The organism is Bacillus sp. SIMBA_008 (genome assembly GCF_046535495.1).
In the GTDB taxonomy this organism is placed as follows: domain Bacteria; phylum Bacillota; class Bacilli; order Bacillales; family Bacillaceae; genus Bacillus; species Bacillus subtilis.
In genome coordinates, this window is the sequence record NZ_JAWRWL010000236.1 from 1 (window position 1) to 304 (window position 304).

The following is a 304-nucleotide window of genomic DNA, read 5'->3' on the forward strand; positions in this document are numbered from 1 at the left end:
CCGCTCGACCACAATGGTGGCGGCGACATGGACGGAGCCGTTTTCCTGCCCTTTAATGGACTCGATAGCGACAGCGATGCTGTGCGGTACTTCTTCCCTTGTCAGATGGAGCACCTTTTCCCTGATCAGTTCAGAAATAATGAACCGCTCGGGATGGTCAGTCACCTGATCGCTCGGATAGAACTGAGGCCCTTCCGGTAAATACGCTTCAACCTGCGCTAGAAGGGTTTCGACGTTGTTCCCTTCCAAAGCTGAGATCGGCACGATTTCTTTAAACGGATAGCGCGCACGGTACTCATCAATT

General features: G+C 52.6%; 1 protein-coding gene. It reads right to left on the minus strand.

All coding sequences use genetic code 11. The annotated features are described in order from the left end of the window. A partial coding sequence (gene era, locus SB658_RS22990; RefSeq protein ID WP_410602568.1) for a GTPase Era occupies positions 1-304 on the minus strand: 304 nt, incomplete at both ends.